Genomic DNA, 19,895 nt, shown 5'->3' with positions numbered 1-19,895 from the left:
GCTCATCTGTCGCCGCACAGGGCAAAAGGACTTCGAACAACTACCTGAAGAGGAGCCTCATGGGAGTGGCCCACGGCAGCATGCTGCTGATTTACGCGCTCGTCGCGATCGCCGCGCTGATCCTGCTGATCACGCGCTTCAAGGTTTATCCGTTTCTCGTCCTGATCATCGTTTCGCTGCTGCTCGGCCTCGCCGTCGGCATGCCGATGGATCAGATCGTCAAGTCGTTCGAGACCGGCAACGGCAACACGCTCGGCCACATCGCCATCGTGGTGGGTCTCGGCACGATGCTCGGCAAGATGATGGCGGAGTCGGGCGGCGCCGAGCGCGTTGCCACGACACTCATTCGCTGGTTCGGCGAGAAGAACATTCACTGGGCCATGATGGTCGTCGCGATCATCGTCGGCTTGCCGGTGTTCTTCGAAGTCGGCTTCGTGCTGCTCATTCCGATCGCGTTCAACGTCGCGAAGCGCACCGGCAAGTCGCTGCTGCTGATCGGCCTGCCGATGGTGGCGGGCCTTTCGGTCGTGCACGGGCTGATTCCGCCGCACCCGGCCGCGCTTCTGGCCGTGCAGGCGTATCACGCCGACATCGGCAAGACCATCGCTTACGGCCTGATCGTGGGCGTGCCCACGGCGATCATCGCCGGGCCGCTTTTCGCGCTCTTCATTCACCGCTACATCAAGCTGCCGGAGAGCAATCCGCTTGCCGACCAGTTCGTGAGCAAGGCCGACCCCAAGCCCGACAGTGAACTGCCCGGCTTCGGCGTCACGCTCTTCACGATCCTGCTGCCCGTGATCCTCATGCTGATTGGCAGCTGGGCCGATCTCGTGTTCGCGCCCAGGACGTTGCCGAACAATCTGTTGCACTTTATCGGCACCTCCGACGTCGCGCTGCTGATCGCCGTGCTGGTAAGCTTCTGGACCTTCGGCGCGCAGCGCGGCTTTACACGCGAGCAGATCCAGAAGTTCTGCGGCGACTGTCTCGCGCCGATCGCGGGCATCACGCTGATCGTGGGCGCGGGCGGCGGCTTTGGCCGCGTGCTGATGGACAGCGGCGTGTCGAAGCAGATCGTCGAGCTGGCGCAGAACGAACATCTGTCGCCGCTGCTGCTCGGCTGGCTCGTCGCCGCGCTGATCCGTCTCGCGACGGGCTCGGCCACGGTCGCCATGACCACGGCCTGCGGCATCGTCGCACCGATCGCATCGGCCAGCGCCATGACCGTGAAGCCGGAGCTGCTCGTGCTCGCCACGGGCTCGGGCTCGCTGATCTTCTCGCACGTCAACGACGGCGGATTCTGGCTGATCAAGGAGTATTTCGGCATGAGCGTCGTGCAGACGTTCAAGACATGGTCGTTGCTGGAGACCATTATTTCGCTGCTGGGCCTTGGCTTGACCTTCGCCCTCGCAGCGGCGGTGTAAGACTGGGAGCAGTAAATGATTCTGATAGCGATGGGCGTGTCGGGCGCGGGCAAGACACGCATCGGCGAATTGCTCGCCGAGCGCCTCAAGTGCAGCTTCACCGACGGCGACGCCTTCCACAGCGAAGCCAACAAGAAGAAGATGCACGACGGCATTCCCCTCACCGACGACGACCGCTGGCCGTGGCTGCGTACGATTCGCGCGGCCATTGAGGAAAAGCAGCGCGCGCATGAAACGGCCGTGTTCACGTGCTCGTCGCTCAAGCGCTCGTATCGCGACATCCTGCGCGGCAACGACCGCGACGTGTGCTTCGTCTACCTGAAGGGTTCGTTCGAGGTGCTGCACGAGCGCCTGGCTTCCCGCACCGGCCACTTCTTCGACCCGTCGCTGCTGCAAAGCCAGCTCGACACGCTCGAAGAACCGGGCACGGACGAGGCGATCGAGGTCAGCATCGAGCTGACGCCCGAGCAGATCGTCGACGAGGTGATGAAGCAGCTGGAAACGCGCCGCAAGCAGGTCTCCTGATTTCGCGCTCGCGCACGATCACGCGATCACGTGATCACGTGATCGTACGGCGGTAAACGAAAAAGCGCTCGATTCGATCGAGCGCTTTTTTATGGCTTGGGTTTTGAGCGATTACGCAATGCGCTTCGCCAGTTCCGCCGCCTTGCCGACGTACGATGCAGGCGTCATCTCCAGCAGACGCTTCTTCGCGTCTTCCGGAATCGCCAGACCGCTCACGAACGTCTGCAGCGCTTCGCGCGTAATGCCCTTGCCGCGCGTGAGTTCCTTCAGCTGCTCGTACGGGTTCTCGATGCCGTAGCGGCGCATGACCGTCTGCACCGGCTCGGCCAGCACTTCCCACGTGGCGTCGAGGTCGTCGTTCAGACGCTGCGGATTCACTTCGAGCTTGTCCAGGCCGCGGATCAGCGCGTCGTACGCGAGCAGCGAGTAACCGAGCGCCACGCCGATGTTGCGCAGCACGGTCGAGTCGGTGAGGTCGCGCTGCCAGCGCGAAACGGGCAGCTTGTCGGCGAGGTGGCGCAGCGTGGCGTTCGCGAGGCCCAGGTTGCCTTCCGAGTTTTCGAAGTCGATCGGGTTGACCTTGTGCGGCATGGTCGACGAACCGATTTCGCCGGCCTTCGTCTTCTGCTTGAAGTAGCCGAGCGAGATGTAGCCCCACACGTCGCGGTCCAGATCCAGCAGGATCGTGTTCGCGCGCGCGACGGCGTCGAACAGTTCCGCCATGTAGTCGTGCGGCTCGATCTGGATCGTGTACGGATTGAACGTGAGCTTCAGGCGCTGCTCGACGACTTCCTTCGAGAACGCTTCCCAGTCGAATTCCGGATACGCCGAAAGGTGCGCGTTGAAGTTGCCGACCGCGCCATTCATCTTGCCGAGCAGTTCGACCTTCTCGATGCGCGTGATCGCACGCGCGAGACGCGCCGCGACGTTGGCGATTTCCTTGCCGAGCGTCGTGGGGCTGGCCGGCTGGCCGTGCGTGCGAGAGAGCATCGGCTGGTCGGCGTGCGTGTGCGCGAGCGCGACGAGACGTTGATGCACCGAGCGCAGCGCCGGCAGGATCACGTGTTCGCGGGCGCCCGCGAGCATGAGACCGTGCGACGTGTTGTTGATGTCTTCCGACGTGCAGGCGAAGTGGATGAACTCGCTCGCACGCTCCAGTTCCGGCTGACCCTTCACCGACTCCTTGAGCCAGTACTCCACGGCCTTCACGTCGTGGTTCGTCACGCGCTCGATCTCCTTGATGCGCGCGGCGTCGTGCGCCGTGAAGTTTTCGGCGAGCTTGAGCAGGAATTGCTCCGAGGCTGCCGAGAAGCGCGGCACTTCCGCGAAACCGGCCTGCGAGAGCGCGATCAGCCAGTGGATTTCCACCGTTACGCGATTGCGCATGAACGCAGCTTCCGAGAGCCAGTCGCGCAGCGCTTCGGTTTTCGAGGCGTAGCGGCCGTCGAGCGGGGAGAGCGCGTTGAGCGCGAAGAGGGTATCGGGACGGGTGTCGGACATGATGGGGACGTAACGTGGCGCGTTACGCTCAGTTTGCAGTCGGTTTGCGGTCGGTTGCAGTCAGATTCGAGACGGCGGGAACCGCACATTTTATCACCTTGCCGCCAGGGGCCGTGGGCGGCGCTGTCGGCAACTGACGTGGCGCGGCCGGTGCGCCGCGCGATATTCGCCGCGCCGGCGCCCAGACGTGCGAGCGCGGGCCTAGAATGCGGACTTCTCATCCGCTCGCTGGCCCCGCATGGAACTCAAATGGCTCGAAGACTTCGTCTCGCTTGCCGAGACGCATAGTTTCAGTCGCTCGGCCGAACTGCGCCACGTGACGCAGCCGGCTTTCTCGCGCCGCATCCAGGCGCTCGAAGCGTGGCTCGGCACCGAGCTGATCGATCGTTCGGTTTATCCGACGCGCCTCACCGCTGCGGGCCAGGTCTTCTACGAGCAGGCGCTCGCGATGCTTTCGCAGTTTCACGAGGCGCGCACCTTGTTGCGCGGCCACACGGCCACGCCTGCGGCGACGATCGAATTCGCGGTGCCGCACACCCTCTCGCTCACGTACTTTCCGCGCTGGCTGCAGCGCATCGAGGCGAAGCTCGGCCGCATCCACACGCGCTTGCGCGCGCTGAACGTGCACGACGCCGTGCTCTCGCTCGTGGAGGGCGGCTGCGACCTCGTGATGGGCTATCACCACCCGAGCCACCCCGTCACGCTCGACCCCGCGCGCTACGACACGCTGACGCTCGGCATCGAGTCGATCAGCCCGTACTCGGCGCCGCAGCGCGCGGGTCGTGCGCGTTACACGCTGCCCGGCACGCCCGATGCGCCCGCACCGTATCTCTCCTATACGCCGAACGCGTATCTCGGCCGCATGACCGAGGTGATCGTTGCCAACGCACCGGCGCGGCTCTATCTGGACCGCGTGTACGAGACGGACATGGCAGAAGGGCTCAAGGCGATGGCGCTGGCCGGTCACGGCATCGCCTTCCTGCCGCACAGCGCGGTCGAAGACGCCGTGGCCCAGGGCGAGCTGATCCGCCTCGACCGCGGCACGCGCGGTGTGCCGGAAGGCCAGTTCACGCTCGACATGGAGATCCGCCTGTATCGCGACAAGCTCGCGACGCAGGGCGACGATGCGCGCCAGGCGCTCGTGCGCGAGCTGTGGGAGGCGGTCAGCGAGGAACTTGCGCAGGGCAGGCGCTGACGCAGCGGCAAGCTGAACTCACGGCAGCCGCGCGAACAGACAGGCTATTTCAGTCTGCAAGGCCTGCAGCACGGAGCCTGCGACAGGTTTTTTCGACTTCGGTGACGTTATGCACGAAAAGCATAACGGGATGATCAAACGGCATTGGATTTCACGTGGGCGTTTTCTGACAATGGCACCACTTGTTCGATCGGAGCGTTCATGTCATCCCAACTGCAGTCGGTTCCTTCCTATCTCCACGCCGACGATCTCGGCCCCTGGGGCAACTATCTTCGTCAGGTCGACCGCGTGGCGCCGTATCTCGGCTCGCTCTCGCGCTGGCTCGAAACGCTCAAGCGTCCGAAGCGCATCCTGATCGTCGACTGCCCCATCGAACTCGATAACGGCACCGTTGCGCACTTCGAAGGCTATCGTGTCCAGCACAACGTCTCGCGCGGTCCAGGCAAGGGCGGCGTGCGTTATCACCAGGACGTTACGCTCTCCGAAGTCATGGCGCTGTCCGCGTGGATGTCGGTGAAGAACGCTGCAGTGAACGTGCCGTACGGCGGCGCGAAGGGCGGTATCCGCGTCGATCCGCGCACGCTTTCGCGGGGTGAGCTCGAGCGCGTGACGCGCCGCTACACCAGCGAAATCGGCATCATCATCGGACCGAACACCGACATTCCCGCGCCGGACGTCAACACGAACGAGCAGATCATGGCGTGGATGATGGACACCTACTCGATGAACCAGGGCCAGACGGCCACGGGCGTCGTGACGGGCAAGCCCATCTCGCTCGGCGGCTCGCTCGGCCGCCGCGAAGCCACGGGGCGCGGCGTGTTCGTGGTCGGCTGCGAGGCTGCGCGCCGCACGGGTCTTTCGATCGACGGTGCACGCATTGCGGTGCAGGGCTTCGGCAACGTGGGCGGCATTGCCGCGCGCCTGTTCCAGGAAGCGGGCTCGAAGATCGTCGCCGTGCAGGACCATACCGGCTCGCTCTACAACTCGAGCGGCATGAACGCAGAAGCGCTGCTCGGGCACGTTGCGAAAACGGGTGGCGTGGCGGGCTTTTCGGGCGCCGAAGTCATGGCGAACGAGGAATTCTGGAGCGTCGAAACGGACATCCTCATTCCGGCCGCGCTGGAAAACCAGATCACCGAGAAGAACGCGGGCAGGATCCGCACGAAGATCATCGTGGAAGGCGCGAACGGCCCGACCACGACGGCAGCCGACGACATCCTGCACGACAAGGGCGTGCTCGTGATCCCCGACGTGGTGGCGAACGCGGGCGGCGTGACCGTTTCGTACTTCGAGTGGGTGCAGGACTTCTCGAGCTTCTTCTGGACCGAGCACGAAATTAACGAACGCCTCGAACGCGTGATGCGCGAGGCCTTCACGGCCGTGTGGCAAGTGTCGAGCGAGCAGAAGGTCTCGATGCGTACCGCGGCGTTCATCGTTGCATGTAAGCGCATCCTGATGGCGCGCGAAATGCGCGGTCTGTATCCCTGATTGCGCGCGGTTGGCAGGCGTTGCGACGTCGCGCGCCGCGCCAGCCAGGGCGCGCAGCGAAGTGACGAATCCATGACTGCGCCGTGACAGGCTTTTGCGCTGCACATCAAGGCGCATGGAAGGCGGACGTCCTCCACAAGGGGGCGTCCGCCTTCGCACATTCAGGCGTTGCGCCAGGGTCATTCTTGATTCTTTCAAAAAAATTACTTTGATAAACTGGCGGCGGTTCCTGTACCGGAGAAAACAATGCACATCAAAAAGACCGCCGCTGCGCTCGCACTCCTTGGTTTCGTCGCCACCAGCGCTTTCGCGCAGGACGCAGGCACGCTCAAGAAGATCAAGGACACGGGCGTCATCTCGCTGGGGCACCGCGAGTCGTCCATTCCTTTTTCGTACTACGACGACAAGCAGAATGTGATCGGCTACTCGCAGGACTACGCGATGAAGATCGTCGAGGCCGTCAAGCAGAAGCTGAACATGCCTGGCCTGAAGGTCAAGATGGTGCCCATCACGTCGCAGAACCGCATTCCGCTCGTGCAGAACGGCACGGTGGACATCGAATGCGGCTCGACCACGAACAATGCCGAACGTCAGCAGCAGGCCGCCTTCTCGAACACGATCTTCGTGATCGGCACGCGCCTCATGACGAAGAAGGATTCGGGCATCAAGGACTTCGCGGACCTCAAGGGCAAGACCGTCGTGACGACGGCGGGCACGACGTCCGAGCGCCTGCTGCGCAAGATGAACCAGGACAAGAGCATGGGCATGAACATCATTAGCGCGAAGGACCACGGCGAGTCGTTCATGACGCTCTCCACGGGCCGCGCAGTGGCGTTCATGATGGACGACGCACTGCTCGCGGGCGAGCGCGCCAAGTCGAACAATCCGGGCGACTTCGTGATCGTCGGCCAGCCGCAGTCGCGTGAAGCATACGGCTGCATGATGCGCAAGAACGACCCCGAGTTCAAGAAGGTCGCCGATGACGCCATCGCCAAGGTCCAGACCTCGGGCGAAGGCGAAACGATCTACAAGAAGTGGTTCGAGTCGCCGATCCCGCCGAAGGGTCTCAACCTGAACTTCCCGATGAGCGACGACATGAAAGCGCTGTTCAAGAATCCGAACGACAAGGCGATCGATTAACACGGCCCCGGCCGGTCGACCCGCATTCAGCGTTTAGCACGGAACGGAAGAAGCGCCGCTTCTTCCGTTCTTTTTCTTGGAGTCTCCTGATGTCCTATCACTGGAACTGGGGCATACTGCTCAGCCCGGTCTCGACGGGCGAACCCACCACATACCTCGGCTGGATCCTCTCCGGTCTCTGGGTGACGGTCTCGGTGTCGCTGTGCGCATGGGTAATCGCGCTCATCGTCGGGTCGTTCTTCGGCGTGCTGCGCACGGTGCCGAACAGGTTTCTCGCGGGCGTCGGCACCGTTTATGTGGCGATCTTCCGCAATATTCCGCTTATCGCGCAGTTCTTCATCTGGTACTTCGTGCTGCCGGAGATCGTGCCGCAATCGATAGGCAATGCGTTCAAGCAATCGCCGCCGGGCGTGCAGTTCTTTTCGGCGTCGGTCGTGTGTCTCGGGCTTTTTACCGCGGCGCGCGTGTGCGAACAGGTGCGCTCGGGCATCAACGCGCTGCCGCGCGGCCAGCGTGCAGCCGGCCTCGCGATGGGCTTCACGCAGTGGCAGACGTACCGCTACGTGCTGCTGCCCGTGGCGTACCGCATCATCGTGCCGCCGCTCACCTCCGAGTTTCTCAACATCTTCAAGAACTCGGCGGTCGCCTCGACGATCGGCTTGCTCGATTTGTCGGCCCAGGCGCGTCAGCTCGTCGACTACACGGCGCAGACCTACGAGTCGTTCATTGCCGTCACGCTCGCTTACGTGCTCATCAATCTCGTCGTCATGACGCTCATGCGCTGGGTCGAGGCGAAGTCGCGCCTGCCCGGCTACATCGGAGGCAAGTGATGCATCACTTCGACTGGAGCGGCATTCCGGGCGCGCTGCCCACGCTGTGGACGGGCGCGATCATCACGTTCAAGATCACGCTGTGCGCGATCGCGGTCGGCATTCTCTGGGGCACGCTGCTCGCGCTCATGCGGCTTTCCGGCGTGAAGCCGCTCGAATGGTTCGCCAAGGGCTACGTCACGATCTTCCGCTCGATCCCGCTCGTGATGGTCCTGCTGTGGTTCTTCCTGATCGTGCCGCAGGTGCTGCAAAACGTGCTGGGTCTGTCGCCCGACATCGACATCCGCCTCGCTTCCGCGATGATCGCGTTCTCGCTGTTCGAGGCCGCGTATTATTCGGAGATCATTCGTGCCGGCATTCAGGCGGTGCCGCGCGGGCAGGTGAACGCATCGTTCGCGCTCGGCATGCGCTACGGCCAGGCCATGCAGTTCGTGGTGCTGCCGCAGGCGTTCCGCGCGATGGTGCCGCTCCTGCTCACGCAGGCCATCGTGCTGTTTCAGGACACCTCGCTCGTGTACGTGATCAGCCTCGCCGACTTCTTCCGTACCGCCACCAATATCGGCGACCGTGACGGAACGATGGTCGAGATGGTACTGTTCGCGGGCGCGTGTTATTTCGTGATTTGCGTGATCGCGTCGAGCCTTGTCAAAGGTCTTCAGAAAAAGGTCGCAAGATGATTTCAATCAAGAACGTTTCGAAGTGGTACGGCCATTTCCAGGTGCTGGCCGACTGCACGACGGAAGTGAAGAAGGGTGAGGTGGTGGTCGTGTGCGGGCCCTCGGGCTCGGGCAAGTCCACGCTCATCAAGACCGTCAACGGGCTCGAACCGTTCCAGCAGGGCGAGATCCTCGTGAACGGCGAGTCGGTGGGCGACAAGCGCACCAATCTCTCGAAGCTGCGCTCGAAGGTGGGCATGGTGTTTCAGCACTTCGAACTGTTCCCGCATCTGTCGATTACCGAGAATCTCACGCTTGCGCAGATCAAGGTGCTCGGGCGCAGCAAGGACGAGGCCACGCAAAAGGGCCTGAAACTGCTCGACCGCGTGGGCCTGCGCGCGCATGCCGACAAATTCCCGGGGCAGCTCTCGGGCGGCCAGCAGCAGCGCGTGGCGATTGCGCGCGCCCTGTCGATGGACCCCATCGCCATGCTGTTCGACGAGCCGACCTCGGCGCTCGACCCCGAGATGATCAACGAGGTACTCGACGTGATGGTAGAGCTTGCCCAGGAAGGCATGACCATGATGTGCGTGACGCACGAAATGGGCTTTGCCAAGAAGGTCGCGCACCGCGTGATCTTCATGGACAAGGGCGCCATCGTCGAGGACGACCAGAAGGAAGCCTTCTTTGCGAGCCCGAAGTCGGATCGCGCGAAGGATTTTCTGGCGAAGATCCTGCACTGAGGCTGTGCACGCTTCGAAAAAAAGCCGCGCTCGATGCGCGGCTTTTCGTTTGGGGCTGCTCCCTTCGACCGGCCTACTCGCCCCAGGTTTGCAGGGCGGCCACGGCTTCCGGGTCGATCTCGCCCGGCTGAGCGGCGCACGGTGCGCTCGCCGACGCGTCAAGCGAAGGGTTGGCGAGCTTGTCGAGCACCTTCTGCGGCACCGGCACGCTCGCCTGGGCGATCACGTCGCCGTGCTGGAACATCAGCAGGTCGCCGGGGGCGAAGCGCGTCCAGACCTCGTTGTCGGTGAGCGGCGCGGTGGCGATTACGGCTACGCGGTCCTCGGGCGTCGTGTACTTGGCGAAGTCGATGGAGACATCGGCGTCGACGAGATGGGCCGTCGAAAACGGCCAGCGCCGTACAAGATAGTAGAGATGCGTCGAGCAATGCGCGAACAGCGCCTGCCCGTTCGACATCAGGAAGTTGAAGACGCCGAACTGCGTGACCTCGCGCGTGAGCGACTCCAGCGCCGCGAACAGCTCGGCGAGCGGCGGCTGCGCACCGGGGAACGCCTTGCGCAAGCCCTGCAGCAGCAGGCAGAACGCGCGCTCGCTATCGGTCGTGCCGACCGGCTGGTAGACGCCCGACATCACCGGATTGAAGTCCTGAAGGTCGCCGTTGTGCGCGAAGATCCAGTGCCGGCCCCACAGCTCGCGCTGGAACGGGTGACTGTTCTCGAGCGCGCAGTTGCCTTGCGTGGCCTTGCGGATGTGGGCGATGGTGTTGCGCGACTTGATGGGGTAGTGCTTGACCATCTCGGCGATAGGCGAGCGCGCCGAGGCCTCGTTGTCGATGAAGAGGCGGCAGGCCTTGTCCTCGAAGAACGCGATACCCCAGCCGTCGGCGTGGTGATCGGTGGCGCCCCCGCGCGCCGCGAATCCTGTGAAGGAGAACGTGACGTCCGTCGGCGCGGCGCAATTCATTCCGAGAAGTTGGCACATGGTGCTGATGGTGCGTAATGCGACCGGGACGGCGGCTGCAGTGCCAGGCGGGACCCGCCGTCGACCCGTTACAATAATGATTTTCCAAGCATATCACCGGCCTGCGGCTCGCCAATACGAAATTTGTCGGATGCATTGCAGGCCTGCGTGGAAGGGTGCGTGCCAGGGCGCGTGCCGCGGTCGATGCAGCGCGGATTGTCGTGTGCACGCGACGGTGCGGGCAGCGCGCGGATTCGATCAGCATCGTTCGGCGCCGCGTTTTTCACCGTGATATGCCCGGAATTTCCGGCAGCCTGAGCGCGTTCCAGCGAACTTGCCGCCGTTCACTCATACCGCCGTTGGTTCACTACCGCGCCAGACTCTTGCCATGAACGCCTCCTCCCCCACGACTCTCACGCTCGCCCGCCCCGACGACTGGCACCTGCACGTGCGCGACGGCGCGATGCTCGCGGCCGTGCTGCCGCACACGGCGCGCCAGTTCGGCCGCGCGATCATCATGCCGAACCTCAAGCCGCCGGTCACGACGACCGCGCAGGCCGCCGCCTACCGCGAGCGCATTCTCGCGGCGTTGCCGGCGGGCTCGACGTTCGAGCCGCTGATGACCCTCTATCTCACCGACAACACGCCGCCCGAGGAAATCCGCCGCGCGAAGGCGAGCGGCTTCGTGCACGGCGTGAAGCTGTATCCGGCGGGCGCGACGACGAATTCGGATGCCGGCGTGACCGACCTCCGCAAGTGCGCAAAGACGCTCGAGGCCATGCAGGAAGCGGGCATGCCGCTGCTCGTGCACGGTGAAGTGACGAGCGCCGACATCGACCTGTTCGACCGCGAGAAGGTCTTCATCGACCGCGTGATGATTCCGACGCGCCGCGATTTTCCGGGTCTCAAGGTGGTGTTCGAGCACATCACGACGAAGGACGCCGTCGACTACATCCGCGCCGATCACGCCGCGCCCGGCCTGCTCGGCGCAACGATCACCGCGCATCATCTGCTGTACAACCGCAACGCGATCTTCCAGGGCGGCATTCGTCCGCATTACTACTGCCTGCCCGTGCTCAAGCGCGAGACGCATCGCGTGGCGCTCGTGGAGGCGGCGACCTCGGGCGATCATCGCTTCTTCCTCGGCACCGACAGCGCGCCGCACCCGAAGGGGCTGAAAGAGCACGCATGCGGCTGCGCGGGCTGCTACACGGCGCTGCACGCGCTCGAGCTCTACGCCGAAGCGTTTGACAATGCCGGCGCGCTTGACAAGCTCGAGGGCTTCGCGAGCTTCTACGGTGCGGACTTCTACGGCCTGCCGCGCGCGACCGAAACGGTCACGCTGCAACGCGAGCGCTGGACGCTGCCCGCCGAAGTCGAGGCAGGCGACACGCCCGTCGTGCCGCTGCGCGGCGGCGAGACGATAGGCTGGAAACTCGCTTGAACGAGGCGGGGCAGGGCGTGGCTGCGGGCGCAACGGCTGGTCTGATCGGCGCAGTCGATGCGCACGCACCGATGCCCGCGCGCGCGCCGCGCCGGACCATGCCGCTCGGCAGTTTCACCGACATCGACTGGGCCCGCCCGTGGTTCGCGCAACACGAAGCACGCGGCCGGCGCTGGCAGCAGGCCGCGCTGGCGGGATACGCGGCGTACCTGGATGAACTGAACGCCGATGCGCTGGCTGCCGCACAAAGCACGGGCCGCGGCCGGCCGCTGCGCTTCATCGCCCAGCACGACCTGCCCGAGGGCTCGGCCTACGAGGCGCATATCGCGGCGACGGGGTGCGTCCCGACGCGCCACAACCTCCACGACTTCTTCAACGCGCTCGCCTGGTTTGCGTTCCCGCGCATCAAGGCGACGCTGAACGCGCGCCAGGCCGCGGCGATCGACGTGCGGGGCGTGGGCCCCACGCGCGGCGGCGTGCGCGACGCGCTCACGCTGTTCGACGAGAACGCGGTGCTCTTCGCCTCATCGGATGCGCCGCTGATAGCGGCGTTGCGCGGCTTCGACTGGCGCATGCTGTTCGTGGCGCAGCGCGCAGGCTGGGAAGCGCCTTTCGGGGAGACGATTGGCGCGGCGCGCTGCGAAGTCCGCGTATTCGGCCATGCGTTGCTCGAAAAGATGATCTCGCCTTACGCGGCGTGCACGGCGCACGCATGGGTGGTCGAGGTGCCGCAAGCGTATTTCACGTGGCCGCGCGCGCAACGCGACGTGTATCTGGACGAGACAGTGAGCGACATGCTCGCCGCCGACGCGACGCTCGACGCGCTCAACGGGCGCAGCTTCGCACCGCTGCCGGTGCTCGGCATTCCGGGCTGGTGGGCGCAAAACGAGGACCCGTCGTTCTACGACGACACCTCAGTCTTTCGCGCCGGCCGCCGGACTCGCTAAACGCCCGCCGGGCGGCGATCGATCCGGCCCCCGGCGCAGCGCGCCCGCGCGTGCTAATATCGCGCCTCGCAAAGCAGGCCAGGCAGTCGCGGCTCCGAGGTTTCGGCCAAAGAGGCGAGGAAAGTCCGGACTCCATAGGGCAGGGTGATGGCTAACGGCCATCCGTGGCGACACGCGGAACAGGGCAACAGAGAACAGACCGCCGATGGCCCGATTTCGGTCGGGATCAGGTAAGGGTGAAACGGTGCGGTAAGAGCGCACCGCGTCTGCGGTGACGTAGACGGCACGGTAACCTCCACCCGGAGCAATTCCAAGTAGGCAGGCGCGCATCTTCGGGATGCAGGATGGGGCCCCCATTCCGTCTGCGGGTAGGAAGCTTGAGCGCGTCAGCAATGGCGCGCCTAGAGGAATGGCTGCCACGCGCGGCGCGTCTTCGGACGCGGCGTGTGCACAGAATCCGGCTTATCGGCCTGCTTTGCAGCCTCATTCATGCAAAAAGCCGGCGCGGTTCTTCGACAAACCGCGCCGGCTTTTTCTTTTGCCGCCGATTTTTGCCGCAGACCTTAAGCCGCGACGATCTCGAACGTATGCGTGATCTCGGCGGTCTTGCCGATCATGATCGACGCCGAGCAGTACTTGTCGTGCGAGAGGTTGATTGCGCGCTCCACGGTGGCCGGGTTCAGGTTCTTGCCGGTCACGGTGAAGTGGAAGTGGATCTTCGTGAAGACCTTGGGGTCTTCGCTCGCACGCTCGGCCTTGAGCGTCACGCTGCAGCCGCTCACTTCCTGGCGGCTCTTCTTGAGGATCAGCACCACGTCGTAGGCGGTGCAGCCGCCCGTGCCGAGCAGCACCATTTCCATCGGCCGCGGCGCGAGGTTGTGGCCGCCGCCTTCCGGTGCGCCGTCCATGTTGACGAGGTGGCCGCTGCCCGTTTCGGCCGCGAACGCCATGCCGTCCTGACCCATCCAGCTAACTTTGCATTCCATGTGCGTATGCCCCTGCGCGGTTTCCTGATTCAGACGGCATTGTAGCCCGCGCCTTACTGGTATGTCCGGGGAGGACACGGCGGCGCGCGCCTTATGCCCCGTGCTTGAATGTTGCGTCGCGGCACCTTTGAACAAGATGGATTTCCCTTGCGCAATTAGGGGTTTTGCTCTAGTGGTCTTGCATGCTTTTCGCGTGTGTGCTTTGCAAGCGATTGATTTTTAATCAATTTTCTGCTGGTGTACCGGTTTAATGTCATTTCACATTATGGAGTTGTATTTCGCAATGCAAATGTCCTTGCGCCGCACAACGCCCATCCGTATAATTCATTTCATTGGTTGTCGTGCTTCACGACACCTCAGCATGTCTCCTCCACCCTCCTCCAAAGAGTGGATTAAGCCCGAACAAATGCGTTCGGGCTTTTTTTCGTCTGCCGCCCTCGCTTTGGGCCGTATCCGCCCCACCGCAAGCAATTTTTTGACTCTCGGCCAAATTTCCCTTTATAATCGTAGGTTCTCCGCATCCATGCCTGCGCGGAGACGGGGAAACTCGAACCAGGGAGAGCCTGCGCCGACGTCAACGAACGTCACCATACAAGCAGGACCAAAACAGGGCACAGCATTTTTTTGGATCGATCATGAAGACTTTTTCCGCCAAGGCACATGAAGTGCAGCGCGAATGGTACGTGATTGACGCGACGGATAAGGTTCTCGGCCGTGTCGCCAGCGAAGTGGCACGCCGTCTTCGCGGCAAGCACAAGCCTGAGTTCACCCCGCACGTCGACACGGGTGATTTCATCATCATCATCAACGCCGGCAAGCTGAAGGTCACGGGCAACAAGACCACCGACAAGAAGTACTACCGTCACTCGGGCTACCCGGGCGGTATCTACGAAACGACGTTCGGCAAGATGCAGGAACGCTTCCCGGGCCGCGCGCTCGAGAAGGCCGTGAAGGGCATGCTGCCGAAGGGCCCGCTCGGCTACGCGATGATCAAGAAGCTGAAGGTCTACGCTGACGCAACGCACCCGCACTCGGCGCAACAGCCGAAGGCGCTCGAGATCTAAGGGGAGCCCACATGATCGGTAACTGGAATTACGGTACGGGCCGCCGCAAGAGCGCCGTCGCTCGTGTCTTCATCAAGTCGGGCAAGGGCGAAATCGTCGTCAACGGCAAGCCCATCGCCGACTACTTCTCGCGCGAAACGTCGCTCATGATCGTGCGTCAACCGCTGGAACTCACGAACCACGGCACGACGTTCGACATCAAGGTGAACGTGACGGGCGGCGGCGAAACCGGCCAGGCCGGCGCAGTTCGCCACGGCATCACGCGCGCGCTGATGGACTACGACGCAACGCTCAAGCCGGCACTGTCGCAAGCTGGCTTCGTCACGCGTGACGCACGTGAAGTGGAACGTAAGAAGGTCGGTTTCCACAAGGCACGTCGCCGCAAGCAGTTCTCGAAGCGTTAATTTCAGATTGGCGCCTGGCGCCTGCGCCCCTCGCGAGGTGCAGTGCTGCTGCAAAAGCCGTCCGCGCTCCGTGCGCCGGGCGGCTTTTTCGCTTTTGCCGGCGTGCCGCCCGTGTGGCGCGCAAGCAGCGACAATCTGGAGAAACCCTTGATTTTGTGGGCTTAAGCACGATATCGGGAAGAGCCCTACAATAGCGGCTAGAAGTTTTTTTGGAGAGTTCGAATGAGCGCTGTCACCGAAACTATCGCGACCGAAATGCCCGGTCCCTTCGTTTTCACCGAAGCAGCGGCTGACAAGGTCAAGCAACTGATCGACGAGGAAGGCAACCCGGAGCTGAAGCTGCGCGTATTCGTGCAGGGCGGCGGCTGCTCGGGCTTCCAGTACGGATTCACGTTTGACGAAACGGTCAACGAAGACGACACCGTGATGAACCGCAACGGCGTCCAGCTTCTGATCGACTCGATGAGCTATCAGTACCTCGTCGGCGCCGAGATCGACTACAAGGACGATCTGAACGGCGCGCAATTCGTCATCAAGAACCCGAACGCGACCACCACGTGCGGTTGCGGCTCGTCGTTCTCGGTTTGATCGATTTGCTGCAATAAAAAAAACGGGGCTTCGGCCCCGTTTTTTTATTTGTGTGCGCCCGCTCAACGCGGATAAATCGCGCCCAGCACGCGCTCGCCTGCAGCTCCGGTTACGGCCGCGAGATTGCCCGGTTCGCGTGCTACACAGCGCATCGCGAGCCACGCGAAAGCAAGCGGCTCCACCTGATGCGGCGGGACGCCGAGCGCCTCGGTGGTCGTGACCGGCACGCCCGCCACACCGCCCGTTTCGAGCGCTTCTTGCAGCGCCGCCATCAATGCCGTATTGCGCGCGCCGCCTCCGCAGACATACACGGCGCGGCAATCACTCGCGTGACGCTCGATCTCGCGCGCGACACTCATGGCGGTCAGTGCGACCAGCGTGGCCTGCACGTCGGCGGGCGTGAGCGACTCGAAGCCCTTGAGCTTGTCGTCGAGCCACCGGGCGTTGAAAAGATCGCGGCCCGTGCTCTTGGGCGGCTGCAGCTCGAAGAACGGTTCGTCCAGCAGGGCATTGAGAAGCGGCTGATGCAGATTGCCGCTCGCGGCGAACTTGCCGTTCTCGTCGTAGGGCTTACCGAGGTGCCGTTCGGCCCACAGGTCGAGCAGGGCGTTGGCCGGGCCGCAGTCGAAGCCGCGCACGGCGCCTGTCGAGGAGAGCACCGTGATGTTGCTGATGCCGCCGAGGTTGCAGACCACGCGCGTTTCTTCCTGTGAGCCGAACAGCGTCGCGTGGAACGCGGGCACGAGCGGCGCACCCTGGCCGCCCGAGGCGACGTCGCGGCGGCGGAAGTCGGCGATCACGTCGATATGCGTGAGTTCCGCGAGCAGCGCCGGGTTCTGGATCTGCACGGTGTAGCCCTTCTCCGGCCGATGCCGCACGGTCTGCCCGTGCGCGCCGATCGCGCGCACCTCCGCGGGAGGGACGTTGCTCCCGCGCAGCAATTCGTGGCAGCACACCGCATAACGGGCGGCCAGTGCGTTGCCGGCGAGCGCTTCGCGCTCGATCTCGTTCTCGCCTGGCTGCTGCAACGAAAAGAGCGCTTCGCGCAGTCCCTGTGCGAAGCCCACGAACGCCTCGGCCAGCACGACTGGCCGCTGGCCCGCCTCGAAGCGCACGGCAATGCCGTCCACACCGTCCATGCTCGTGCCCGACATCAGGCCGAAATACACGCCGTCGGCGGCGTGTGCGCTCTCGTTTCGTGCGTCGCGTGGCGCCACGTTGTGCTCCTTGATCAATGCAATTCAGTGCCCTGCGAGGGAATTATCGGCGCAATGCCGTTCGGGCGTAAGCCGAAAGGCTGACTGTTGGCAGCCTGCGCGACGTGGATGAGTCTGGCACCTGATTCCGGTTCAGGGTCGGCGCGCGCCGCGGGCAAACGCCTTGCGCGCGACCCGCACAATCTCAAACCTCGGCCCGGCGAGGCGAATCACGTAAAATTACGGTCTAGACCCAGACTTAACGACAGAACCGATCGAAGCATGAGCAACGAGTCCCACTCCAGCACCGGCGCCAGCACCGGCGCAAAAGACGCCTTTCCGGTCACCGACGAAGTCCGTCACGCGCTTGCCGTCACGAAGCGCGGCGTGGACGAACTGCTGATCGAAGAAGAATTCGAGCAAAAGCTCGCCCGCAGCGCGGCCACCGGCACGCCGCTGCGCATCAAGCTCGGCCTCGACCCGACCGCGCCCGACATCCACATCGGCCACACGGTCGTGCTCAACAAGATGCGCCAGCTACAGGATCTCGGCCACACCGTCATCTTCCTGATCGGCGACTTCACCTCGCTCATCGGCGACCCGTCGGGCCGCAACGCCACGCGTCCGCCGCTTACGCGCGAGCAGATCGAGTCGAACGCGAAAACGTATTTCGAGCAGGCCGCGCTCGTGCTCGACCGCGAAAAGACCGAGATTCGTTACAACAGCGAATGGTCGATGCCGCTCGGTGCCGACGGCATGATCAAGCTCGCGTCGCGCTACACGGTTGCGCGCATTCTCGAGCGCGAGGATTTCACGAGGCGCTTCCAGAGCGGCGTGCCCATCTCGATCCACGAATTCCTGTATCCGCTCATGCAGGGTTACGACTCGGTCGCGCTCAATGCGGACCTCGAGCTTGGCGGTACGGACCAGAAGTTCAACCTGCTCGTTGGCCGAGAACTGCAAAAGCAATATGGCCAGGAGCAGCAGTGCATTCTCACGATGCCGCTGCTCGAAGGCCTCGACGGCGTCGAGAAGATGTCCAAGTCGAAGAACAACTACATCGGCATCAGCGAGAAGCCCAACGACATGTTCGGCAAGCTCATGAGCATTTCCGACGTGCTGATGTGGCGTTATTTCACGCTGCTCTCGTTCCGGCCGATGGACGAAATCGAAGGATTCAGGCGCGAAATCGAAGCGGGCCGCAACCCGCGCGACTTCAAGGTGCTGCTTGCGCAGGAAATCGTCGCGCGCTTTCACTCGCAGGCCGACGCCGAGCGCGCGCTCGAAGACTTCAACCATCGCGCCAGGGGCGGCGTGCCGGACGACATTGCGTCGATCACGCTCGCGGGCGCGCCCCTCGCCATTGGCCAGTTGCTCAAGCAGGCGGGGCTCGTGCCGTCCACGAGCGAAGCGCTGCGCAACATCGAGCAGGGCGGCGTGAAAATCGACGGCGCGACCGTCTCCGACAAGGGCCTCAAGGTCGAAGCCGGCGAGTTCGTCGTGCAGGTGGGCAAGCGCCGCTTTGCGCGCGTGACACTTACCGCATGATTGCGCTGATCCAGCGCGTGCGCCGCGCCGAGGTGCGCGTGGCCGACGGCGGCGGCGAGCGCGTGACCGGCGCGATCGGCCAGGGGCTGCTCGCGCTGGTTTGCGCCGAACGCGGCGACACCGAGGCCAACGCCGACAAGCTGCTCGCGAAGCTGCTCGGCTATCGCGTGTTCAGCGACGCGGCCGGCAAGATGAACCTGAGCGTGCAGAACATCGACGGCAACGGCGCCGCTGGCGGCCTGCTGCTCGTTTCGCAGTTCACGCTGGCGGCCGACACGAACAGCGGTCTGCGCCCGAGCTTCACGCCGGCCGCGCCGCCCGAAGAGGGGCGGCGCCTGTTCGATTATTTCGTCGCCGCCGCGCGCGAGAAGCATCCGGGCGTCGAGACCGGCGAGTTCGGCGCCGACATGCAGGTGTCGCTCGTCAACGACGGCCCCGTCACGTTCTGGCTGCAAGTGCGCAACTGAACCATGCGCTTTTGACTACGCGCTTTTGACCATGAACACCCAGATTCTCTTTATCCGCCACGGCGAAACGGACTGGAACCGCATCAAGCGCATCCAGGGACATATCGACATTCCGCTCGCGGAAAGCGGCGAGGCGCAGGCGCAGCGACTCGGCGCGCGGCTAGCGGATGAAGCGCAGTCGGGTGCGCGGCTCGACGCCATCTGGTCGAGCGATCTGTTGCGCGCGCAACAGACGGCGCAGCCCGTTGCCGAAGCCCTGGGTCTGCCGGTGCAGCTCACCGAAGGCCTGCGCGAGCGCAACTATGGCGCGTTTCAGGGCCACGACAGCGACGAAATCGCCGAGCGCTTTCCGGACGAATACGCGCACTGGCAAACGCGCGACCCCGGCTTCGCACCGCCCGAAGGCGAGTCGCAGCGCGAGTTCTACCACCGTGTACTGCACGCGCTCGAGCCGATCCTGGCGAGGCATGCGGGCGGCCGCATTGCGTGTGTCGCGCACGGCGGCGTGCTCGACTGCGTGTACCGCTTCGCGAACGGCCTCGCGCTCGACGCGCCGCGCGCGTGGCCGCTCCTCAACACGAGTGTCAACGTCGTCGATTTCGAACGCGACGACTACGTGATGCAGGCGCGCGTCGTCGCGTGGGGCGATGTGGCCCATCTGGGTGGTGTCAGCGCCGACGACGGCTTCAGGCGCACGCCCGAGCCGGGGCGTTAACTGGGCGCGACGACGGACAACATACAACGACAAGGCGGGCAGGAAGACGCTGCTCGACGTCGTGAAGACGTAAGCAC

The 19,895-nt window shown here is 64.0% G+C and carries 20 protein-coding genes and 1 other RNA gene; 17 read left to right on the top strand and 4 right to left on the bottom strand.

Going from position 1 to position 19,895, the window contains the following annotated elements; translation table 11 throughout:
• The first annotated feature begins 59 nt into the window (after positions 1 to 59).
• Both C7411_RS16690 and C7411_RS16685 read left to right on the top strand, forming a co-directional pair.
• Positions 60 to 1,421, top strand: coding sequence for a GntP family permease (locus tag C7411_RS16690; protein ID WP_110385349.1), 1,362 nt, complete (start codon positions 60 to 62; stop codon positions 1,419 to 1,421).
• Between the two features lie 15 nt (positions 1,422 to 1,436).
• Entirely contained in the window at positions 1,437 to 1,946 is a 510-nt protein-coding gene (locus C7411_RS16685; protein ID WP_110385348.1) for a gluconokinase, read from the top strand.
• 111 nt (positions 1,947 to 2,057) lie between these two features.
• Here C7411_RS16685 and purB read toward each other — a convergent pair whose 3' ends face one another.
• Positions 2,058 to 3,446, bottom strand: coding sequence for an adenylosuccinate lyase (gene purB / locus C7411_RS16680; RefSeq protein WP_110385347.1), 1,389 nt, complete (start codon positions 3,444 to 3,446; stop codon positions 2,058 to 2,060).
• A 238-nt stretch (positions 3,447 to 3,684) separates the two neighbouring features.
• Here purB and C7411_RS16675 point away from each other — a divergent pair, with 238 nt between their 5' ends.
• The 6 genes from C7411_RS16675 to C7411_RS16650 all read left to right on the top strand — a co-directional run bounded on the left by C7411_RS16675 (position 3,685) and on the right by C7411_RS16650 (position 9,498).
• Positions 3,685 to 4,641, top strand: a complete 957-nt coding sequence (locus tag C7411_RS16675) for a LysR family transcriptional regulator (protein WP_110385346.1) — start codon at positions 3,685 to 3,687, stop codon at positions 4,639 to 4,641.
• 201 nt (positions 4,642 to 4,842) lie between these two features.
• A complete protein-coding gene (locus C7411_RS16670) occupies positions 4,843 to 6,129 on the top strand; it encodes a Glu/Leu/Phe/Val family dehydrogenase (protein ID WP_110385345.1) in 1,287 nt (428 codons plus the stop codon).
• Positions 6,130 to 6,375: 246 nt separating this feature from the next.
• Positions 6,376 to 7,269 carry a glutamate/aspartate ABC transporter substrate-binding protein gene (locus tag C7411_RS16665; RefSeq protein WP_110385344.1) on the top strand — a complete coding sequence of 298 codons (894 nt, stop codon included), beginning with the start codon at positions 6,376 to 6,378 and terminating at the stop codon, positions 7,267 to 7,269.
• Positions 7,270 to 7,358: 89 nt separating this feature from the next.
• Positions 7,359 to 8,099: an amino acid ABC transporter permease gene (locus C7411_RS16660; protein WP_069268437.1), complete on the top strand. Its 741-nt coding sequence runs from the start codon at positions 7,359 to 7,361 to the stop codon at positions 8,097 to 8,099.
• Positions 8,099 to 8,776 carry a glutamate/aspartate ABC transporter permease GltK gene (gene gltK, locus C7411_RS16655; RefSeq protein ID WP_110385343.1) on the top strand — a complete coding sequence of 226 codons (678 nt, stop codon included), beginning with the start codon at positions 8,099 to 8,101 and terminating at the stop codon, positions 8,774 to 8,776. The genes C7411_RS16660 and gltK overlap by 1 nt, the downstream gene beginning before the upstream one ends.
• The gene (locus C7411_RS16650; protein WP_042262564.1) at positions 8,773 to 9,498 is read left to right on the top strand and encodes an amino acid ABC transporter ATP-binding protein; all 726 of its coding nucleotides are present in this window, start codon (positions 8,773 to 8,775) and stop codon (positions 9,496 to 9,498) included. Before gltK ends, C7411_RS16650 begins: the two co-directional genes overlap by 4 nt.
• 73 nt (positions 9,499 to 9,571) lie before the next feature.
• On the opposite strand, the gene C7411_RS16645 is transcribed toward C7411_RS16650, so the two are convergent.
• A complete protein-coding gene (locus C7411_RS16645; protein ID WP_110385342.1) occupies positions 9,572 to 10,480 on the bottom strand; it encodes a class II glutamine amidotransferase in 909 nt (302 codons plus the stop codon).
• Between the two features lie 367 nt (positions 10,481 to 10,847).
• On the opposite strand from C7411_RS16645, the gene pyrC reads away from it, so the two are divergent.
• The 3 genes from pyrC to rnpB all read left to right on the top strand — a co-directional run bounded on the left by pyrC (position 10,848) and on the right by rnpB (position 13,331).
• Complete coding sequence (pyrC, locus tag C7411_RS16640; protein WP_110385341.1) at positions 10,848 to 11,903, top strand: dihydroorotase; 1,056 nt, start codon at positions 10,848 to 10,850, stop codon at positions 11,901 to 11,903.
• Complete coding sequence (locus C7411_RS16635; protein ID WP_373682598.1) at positions 11,900 to 12,850, top strand: DUF3025 domain-containing protein; 951 nt, start codon at positions 11,900 to 11,902, stop codon at positions 12,848 to 12,850. Before pyrC ends, C7411_RS16635 begins: the two co-directional genes overlap by 4 nt.
• Positions 12,851 to 12,920: 70 nt before the next feature.
• An RNA gene (gene rnpB, locus C7411_RS16630) (RNase P RNA component class A) lies at positions 12,921 to 13,331 on the top strand.
• Positions 13,332 to 13,413: 82 nt separating this feature from the next.
• On the opposite strand, the gene C7411_RS16625 is transcribed toward rnpB, so the two are convergent.
• On the bottom strand, positions 13,414 to 13,836 hold the full coding sequence (locus C7411_RS16625; protein WP_027795839.1) for an OsmC family protein: 423 nt from the start codon (positions 13,834 to 13,836) through the stop codon (positions 13,414 to 13,416).
• A 635-nt stretch (positions 13,837 to 14,471) separates the two neighbouring features.
• Here C7411_RS16625 and rplM point away from each other — a divergent pair.
• The 3 genes from rplM to erpA all read left to right on the top strand — a co-directional run bounded on the left by rplM (position 14,472) and on the right by erpA (position 15,892).
• Positions 14,472 to 14,900 (top strand): 50S ribosomal protein L13, encoded by a 429-nt coding sequence (gene rplM, locus C7411_RS16620; RefSeq protein ID WP_027795838.1) that lies wholly within the window; start codon positions 14,472 to 14,474, stop codon positions 14,898 to 14,900.
• Positions 14,901 to 14,911: 11 nt separating this feature from the next.
• On the top strand, positions 14,912 to 15,304 hold the full coding sequence (gene rpsI, locus C7411_RS16615) for a 30S ribosomal protein S9 (protein WP_028209425.1): 393 nt from the start codon (positions 14,912 to 14,914) through the stop codon (positions 15,302 to 15,304).
• Positions 15,305 to 15,526: 222 nt separating this feature from the next.
• Complete coding sequence (erpA, locus tag C7411_RS16610; RefSeq protein ID WP_110385340.1) at positions 15,527 to 15,892, top strand: iron-sulfur cluster insertion protein ErpA; 366 nt, start codon at positions 15,527 to 15,529, stop codon at positions 15,890 to 15,892.
• 62 nt (positions 15,893 to 15,954) lie between these two features.
• Here the strand turns inward: erpA and C7411_RS16605 are convergent, their stop codons facing one another.
• Positions 15,955 to 17,109, bottom strand: a complete 1,155-nt coding sequence (locus tag C7411_RS16605; protein WP_258365427.1) for an anhydro-N-acetylmuramic acid kinase — start codon at positions 17,107 to 17,109, stop codon at positions 15,955 to 15,957.
• A gap of 261 nt (positions 17,110 to 17,370) precedes the next feature.
• Here C7411_RS16605 and tyrS point away from each other — a divergent pair, with 261 nt between their 5' ends.
• From tyrS to C7411_RS16590, 3 genes are read left to right on the top strand one after another with little or no spacing between them, the layout of a single operon-like run.
• Entirely contained in the window at positions 17,371 to 18,636 is a 1,266-nt protein-coding gene (gene tyrS / locus C7411_RS16600) for a tyrosine--tRNA ligase (protein WP_110385339.1), read from the top strand.
• Positions 18,633 to 19,103 (top strand): D-aminoacyl-tRNA deacylase, encoded by a 471-nt coding sequence (dtd, locus tag C7411_RS16595; protein ID WP_110385338.1) that lies wholly within the window; start codon positions 18,633 to 18,635, stop codon positions 19,101 to 19,103. The genes tyrS and dtd overlap by 4 nt, the downstream gene beginning before the upstream one ends.
• Positions 19,104 to 19,134: 31 nt before the next feature.
• Entirely contained in the window at positions 19,135 to 19,818 is a 684-nt protein-coding gene (locus C7411_RS16590) for a histidine phosphatase family protein (protein ID WP_110385337.1), read from the top strand.
• Positions 19,819 to 19,895 lie beyond the last annotated feature (77 nt).

This window comes from Paraburkholderia silvatlantica, from assembly GCF_003096715.1.
Lineage (GTDB): Bacteria > Pseudomonadota > Gammaproteobacteria > Burkholderiales > Burkholderiaceae > Paraburkholderia > Paraburkholderia silvatlantica.
The sequence above is the reverse complement of the archived record's forward strand: the minus strand, read 5'-3'. Positions and strand labels throughout refer to the sequence as shown.